The sequence below is a fragment of the Streptomyces sp. AC558_RSS880 genome, assembly GCF_019049255.1.
GTDB lineage: Bacteria > Actinomycetota > Actinomycetes > Streptomycetales > Streptomycetaceae > Streptomyces.
Genome location: NZ_JAGMUJ010000161.1, coordinates 580,773 through 586,542, shown reverse-complemented (window position 1 = coordinate 586,542; position 5,770 = coordinate 580,773). Strand labels below are relative to the sequence as shown.

The 5,770-nt window shown below is 71.1% G+C and carries 5 protein-coding genes and 1 riboswitch; of the genes, 1 reads left to right on the top strand and 4 read right to left on the bottom strand.

Going from position 1 to position 5,770, the window contains the following annotated elements:
- Positions 1-31 precede the first annotated feature (31 nt).
- Positions 32-652 (top strand): type VII secretion system-associated protein, encoded by a 621-nt coding sequence (locus KUM38_RS38725; RefSeq protein WP_217136823.1) that lies wholly within the window; start codon positions 32-34, stop codon positions 650-652.
- Between the two features lie 287 nt (positions 653-939).
- Here the strand turns inward: KUM38_RS38725 and KUM38_RS38720 are convergent, their stop codons facing one another.
- The 4 genes from KUM38_RS38720 to gcvT all read right to left on the bottom strand — a co-directional run bounded on the left by KUM38_RS38720 (position 940) and on the right by gcvT (position 5,383).
- Entirely contained in the window at positions 940-2,307 is a 1,368-nt protein-coding gene (locus KUM38_RS38720) for an L-serine ammonia-lyase (protein WP_217136822.1), read from the bottom strand.
- Between the two features lie 174 nt (positions 2,308-2,481).
- Entirely contained in the window at positions 2,482-3,741 is a 1,260-nt protein-coding gene (gene glyA / locus KUM38_RS38715; protein WP_217136821.1) for a serine hydroxymethyltransferase, read from the bottom strand.
- A 15-nt stretch (positions 3,742-3,756) separates the two neighbouring features.
- Complete coding sequence (gene gcvH, locus KUM38_RS38710) at positions 3,757-4,134, bottom strand: glycine cleavage system protein GcvH (RefSeq protein WP_217136820.1); 378 nt, start codon at positions 4,132-4,134, stop codon at positions 3,757-3,759.
- A 115-nt stretch (positions 4,135-4,249) separates the two neighbouring features.
- On the bottom strand, positions 4,250-5,383 hold the full coding sequence (gene gcvT / locus KUM38_RS38705; RefSeq protein WP_217136819.1) for a glycine cleavage system aminomethyltransferase GcvT: 1,134 nt from the start codon (positions 5,381-5,383) through the stop codon (positions 4,250-4,252).
- Between the two features lie 168 nt (positions 5,384-5,551).
- Positions 5,552-5,652: riboswitch (glycine riboswitch) on the bottom strand.
- Positions 5,653-5,770: the final 118 nt, after the last annotated feature.

The following is a 5,770-nucleotide window of genomic DNA, read 5'->3' as shown; positions in this document are numbered from 1 at the left end:
CCGTCATGGGTGTCGAGGAGAGTGCGTGGGGATGAACGGGACGACCGAGCGCGGCGGGACGGCGATGCCCACGCCCCCCGACGACATCGTCGAGGCCGCACGGCTCGCGCCGGACCACTGGATCAGCATGATCGACCCCGGCTGGGACGGCGAGGGCGTGCCGCCCGACCGGGTCGTGGTCGGCCGCTGGCGCACGGGAGCGACCGGCGAGATCGAGGAGTGGGAGGACAACGAGGCGTACCGCCCCTCCCCGGAATCGCTCGGCTGGCCCGAGCCCACCGACGACGTCGACAAAGCCCTCCAGCTCGCCGTCACCGGTTACGGACCGGCCGAGGACGTCCTGCGCGCACTGGCCACCGCCGAGGTGGCGGTGCTGACCCTGCCGGACGGATCCCTGGTGACCGCCGCGGTGGAGGACGGCGGGCTCGTGGTCCCGGTCTTCACCGCCCCGCCCCACCTCGACAGCGTCGGCGGCTTCGCCTTCGAACGCGTCACCGTCCCGGCCCTCCTGGACCGCCTGCCCCCCGGCCACGCGCTCTACGTCAACCCGGCCAGCCCGGTGGGCAGCGTGCTGGAGTCCGACCAGCTCGCGGAGACGATCGCGGACGGAACACGACCGGACGGCACCCGGTCCCCTGACACCACCGGGTGACGGCCCCCAGGGCTCGGGGAACTCCGTGATCCGGCGTGGATCAAAGCCGCCGCGCTGACTTACCGGAGATGGCCCGCGTGGTGCCCGAGGGCGTCCGCGTCCCGGACCCGGACCACGTCCGTGTCCCGCGGGACGACCTCGGCTTCGTCCAGGACATCGACCCCGCCGGGGGCCGTCGAGGCGGCGTCACGGCATCTGCCGCGACTCGTGGACGAGCGCGGTGAGGAGCTGCGGAGCCCCCGCCCGCCGGCGACCGCGTGCGGACGTGCCGGTCGGAGCCCGGCCCCTCAGCACTCGATGATGTTCACCGCGAGCCCGCCCCGCGCCGTCTCCTTGTACTTGACCGACATGTCCGCGCCGGTGTCCTTCATCGTCTTGATGACCTTGTCCAGGGACACCTTGTGCGAGCCGTCGCCGCGCATCGCCATCCGGGCCGCCGTGACCGCCTTCACCGCGGCCATGCCGTTGCGCTCGATGCACGGGATCTGCACCAGGCCGCCGACGGGGTCGCAGGTCAGACCGAGGTTGTGCTCCATGCCGATCTCGGCGGCGTTCTCCACCTGCTCAGGGGAGCCGCCCAGCACCTCCGCGAGGGCGCCCGCCGCCATCGAGCAGGCGGAGCCGACCTCGCCCTGGCAGCCGACCTCGGCGCCGGAGATCGAGGCGTTCTCCTTGAAGAGCATGCCGATCGCGCCGGCGGCGAGCAGGAAGCGGACCACGCCCTCCTCGTCGGCGCCGGGCACGAAGTTCATGTAGTAGTGCAGGACGGCCGGGATGATCCCCGCCGCGCCGTTCGTCGGCGCCGTGACGACCCGGCCGCCGGCCGCGTTCTCCTCGTTCACGGCCATGGCGTAGAGGGTGATCCACTCCATGGCCAGGGCCTGCGGGTCGCCCTCGGAGCGGAGCTTGCGCGCGGTGTGCGCGGCCCGGCGGCGCACCTTCAGACCACCCGGCAGGATGCCCTCGCGGGACATGCCGCGGTCGACGCACGCCCGCATCACCCGCCAGATCTCCAGCAGGCCCGCGCGGATCTCCTCCTCGCTCCGCCAGGCGCGCTCGTTCTCCAGCATCAGGGCGGAGATGGACAGGCCGGTCTCCCGCGTCAGGCGCAGCAGCTCGTCACCCGTGCGGAAGGGGTACTTCAGGACCGTGTCGTCCAGCACGATGCGGTCCGCGCCCACCGCCTCCTCGTCGACGACGAAGCCGCCGCCGACCGAGTAGTACGTCTTGGTCAGCAGCTCCGCGCCGGAGGCGTCGTACGCCCACAGGGTCATGCCGTTGGCGTGGTACGGGAGCGCCTTGCGGCGGTGCAGCACCATGTCGTCGTCGAAGGAGAACGCGATCTCGTGCTCGCCGAGCAGCCGGATCCGACCGCCGTCCTTGATCTTCTCCACCCGCTCGTCGGCCGACTCCACGTCCACCGTGCGCGGCGAGTCGCCCTCCAGGCCGAGCAGTACCGCCTTGGGCGTGCCGTGGCCGTGGCCGGTGGCGCCCAGGGAGCCGTACAGCTCGGCCCGCACCGAGACGACGGAGTCCAGCAGGTCCTCGTTGCGCAGCCGCCGGGCGAACATCCGGGCCGCCCGCATCGGGCCGACCGTGTGCGAGCTGGACGGGCCGATGCCGATCGAGAAGAGATCGAAGACCGAGATGGCCACGGGAGGACTCCTAAGGGTTCGGCGGACGACGCTGTCCACCGGGGAAGGGTGGTTCGGGGAATCTGCGGATCGGAAGAGGAGGATCGTTTGTGCGGAGCATGGTGCGGGGCACCGCGCCCACTGACCCAGTGTGCGCGGTGCCCCTGATGTCCGTATGTATGAAAGCGTACGAAATTACTTCAGACCGGGGTACAGCGGGTGCTTCGCGGCGAGTGCCGTCACCCGGGCCCGGAGCGCCTCCACGTCGAAGGACGGCTTCAGCGCCTCGGCGATCACGTCCGCGACCTCGGCGAAGTCCTCGGCGGTGAAGCCGCGGGTGGCCAGGGCGGGCGTGCCGATGCGCAGACCCGAGGTGACCATCGGCGGACGCGGGTCGTTCGGGATCGCGTTGCGGTTGACGGTGATGCCGACCTCGTGGAGGCGGTCCTCGGCCTGCTGTCCGTCCAGCTCGGAGTCGCGCAGGTCGACCAGGACCAGGTGCACGTCCGTGCCGCCGGACAGCACGTCCACGCCCACGGCCCTGACGTCGTCCTTGACCAGGCGCTCGGCCAGGATGCGGGCGCCCTCCAGGGTACGGCACTGGCGCTCCTTGAAGTCCTCGGAGGCACACACCTTGAAGGCGACCGCCTTGGCGGCGATCACATGCTCCAGCGGGCCGCCCTGCTGACCCGGGAAGACCGCGGAGTTGATCTTCTTGGCCAGCTCGGCCGTGGAGAGGATCACACCGCCGCGCGGGCCGCCGAGAGTCTTGTGCGTGGTCGTCGTCACGACGTGGGCGTGCGGCACCGGGTTCGGGTGCAGGCCCGCGGCCACCAGACCGGCGAAGTGCGCCATGTCGACCATGAGGTACGCGCCGACCTCGTCCGCGATCCGGCGGAACGCGGCGAAGTCCAGCTGACGCGGGTACGCCGACCAGCCGGCGACGATCAGCTTCGGCTTCTTCTCCTTGGCGAGGCGCTCGACCTCGGCCATGTCGACCTGGCCGTCGTCGCCGACGTGGTAGGCGACGACGTCGTAGAGCTTGCCGGAGAAGTTGATCTTCATGCCGTGGGTCAGGTGCCCGCCGTGCGCGAGGTTCAGGCCCATGATCGTGTCGCCGGGCTTGAGCAGCGCGAACATCGCGGCGGCGTTGGCCTGCGCGCCCGAGTGCGGCTGCACGTTGGCGTGCTCGGCGCCGAAGAGCTCCTTGACCCGGTCGATGGCGATCTGCTCGATCACGTCGACGTGCTCGCAGCCGCCGTAGTAGCGGCGGCCGGGGTAGCCCTCGGCGTACTTGTTGGTGAGGACCGAGCCCTGGGCCTCCATGACCGCGACCGGGGCGAAGTTCTCCGAGGCGATCATCTCGAGGGTGGACTGCTGGCGGTGCAGCTCGGCGTCGACCGCGGCGGCCACGGCGGGGTCGAGCTCGTGCAGGGGCGTGTTCAGAACGGACATGCGGCTACGGACTCCTCAGCCGGCGATTTCGGCGTCGTACTCGGCGGCGGAGAGCAGGTCGGCCGGCTCGTCGGTGACCCGCACCTTGAACAGCCAGCCGCCCTCGAAGGGGGCGGAGTTCACCAGCGAGGGGTCGTTCACGACGTCCTCGTTCACCTCGGTGATCTCACCGCTGACCGGGGAGTACAGGTCGCTGACCGACTTGGTGGACTCCAGCTCGCCGCAGGTCTCGCCCGCGGTCACGCTGTCACCGACCTCGGGGAGCTGGACGAAGACCACGTCGCCGAGCGCGTTGGCCGCGTGCTCCGTGATGCCGACCGTCGACACGCCGTCCTCGGCGGCCGACAGCCACTCGTGCTCCTTGCTGTAACGCAGCTGCGTGGGGTTGCTCATGGCCTGGATTCTCCTGTACGGGGGGACTGCGGATGACTGAGGGGATTGCGTACGGCGCGCCGGTGAGCAGGCACGACGTGCTCACCGGTGCGCGTGGAAGCCGTCTGTGACGGTGTCACTTCCGCCGCTTGTAGAACGGCAGCGCCACGACCTCGTACGGCTCGTGGCTGCCGCGGACGTCCACGCCGACGCCCTCGGTGCCGGGCGCCGCGTACGCCGCGTCGACGTACGCCATCGCGATCGGCTTGCCCAGCGTGGGGGAGGGCGCGCCGGAGGTGACCTCGCCGATCACCTCGCCGCCGGCCACGACCGCGTACCCGGCGCGCGGGACCCGGCGGCCCTCGGCGACCAGGCCGACCAGGACGCGCGGCGGGTTCTGCTCGGCGCGGGCGGCGGCCTCGGTCAGCGCGGCGCGGCCCACGAAGTCGCCCTCCTTCTCGAACTTCACCACCCGGCCGAGACCGGCGTCGAAGGGCGTGAGGCCGGTGGTCAGCTCGTGCCCGTACAGCGGCATGCCGGCCTCCAGACGGAGCGTGTCCCGGCAGGACAGCCCGCAGGGGACCAGGCCGGCACCCTCGCCCGCCTTGGTCAGCGCCTGCCACAGCTCGACCGCGTGCTCGGGCTTCACGAACAGCTCGAAGCCGTCCTCGCCGGTGTAGCCGGTACGGGCGATGAGCGCGGGCACACCGGCGACCGTGCCGGGCAGACCGGCGTAGTACTTCAGACCGTCCAGGTCGGCGTCGGTGAGCGACGCGAGGATCCCCGGGGACTCGGGACCCTGCACGGCCAGCAGCGCGTACGCGTCGCGGTCGTCGCGGACCTCGGCGTCGAAGCCGGCCGAGCGCTCGACGAGCGCGTCGAGCACCGTCTGCGCGTTGGAGGCGTTGGCGACCACCATGTAGTGAGAAGAGCCGGCCTCGGTGTCGTCCAGCCGGTAGACGATCAGGTCGTCCAGGATGCCGCCGTCCTCGCGGCAGATCATGGTGTAGCGGGCGCGGCCGGGCTTGACGCCCCCGATGTTGCCGACCAGGGCGTGGTCGAGGAGCGCGGCGGCTCCCGGGCCGGTGACGGTGATCTCGCCCATGTGCGAGAGGTCGAACAGGCCGGCCCTCGTGCGCACGGCGTTGTGCTCGTCGCGCTCGGAGCCGTAGCGCAGGGGCATGTCCCAGCCGGCGAAGTCGGTCATCGTCGCGCCGAGCGAACGATGCAGGGCATCGAGCGCGGTCCGGCGGGGTTCGGTACTGCTCATCGGTCGGTCTCCCAAGGCATGACGGGCGAGGGCGTTTCCTCCCCATCTGTCATCGGAACCTGAGAGGTTCGCCATGACCGCCCACGCAGGGGCGTCCTGGCTTGCACCTTGGGTGGAGCCGCCGGAGCACTACTGGATGCCCTTCGGCGGCCCGCTTTTCAGATGTGCCTCGCCCGCGCGGTAACGGGGCCTGAGAGATTCAAGGGAGGGACTTGCTCCTTCGGCGCCCCGGCGGCAAACGGTGCCGGGGACTCTCCCGCGCGGATTCAAACGGCCGGTATGCAGTTGGCGCGCACATCATTGCACGCATCGTGGGGCCGCGGCAGGGGGACCCTTCACAGGGGGTGCACAGGGTGTGCGGGAACCGTCACGGAGGGCTGTGACACG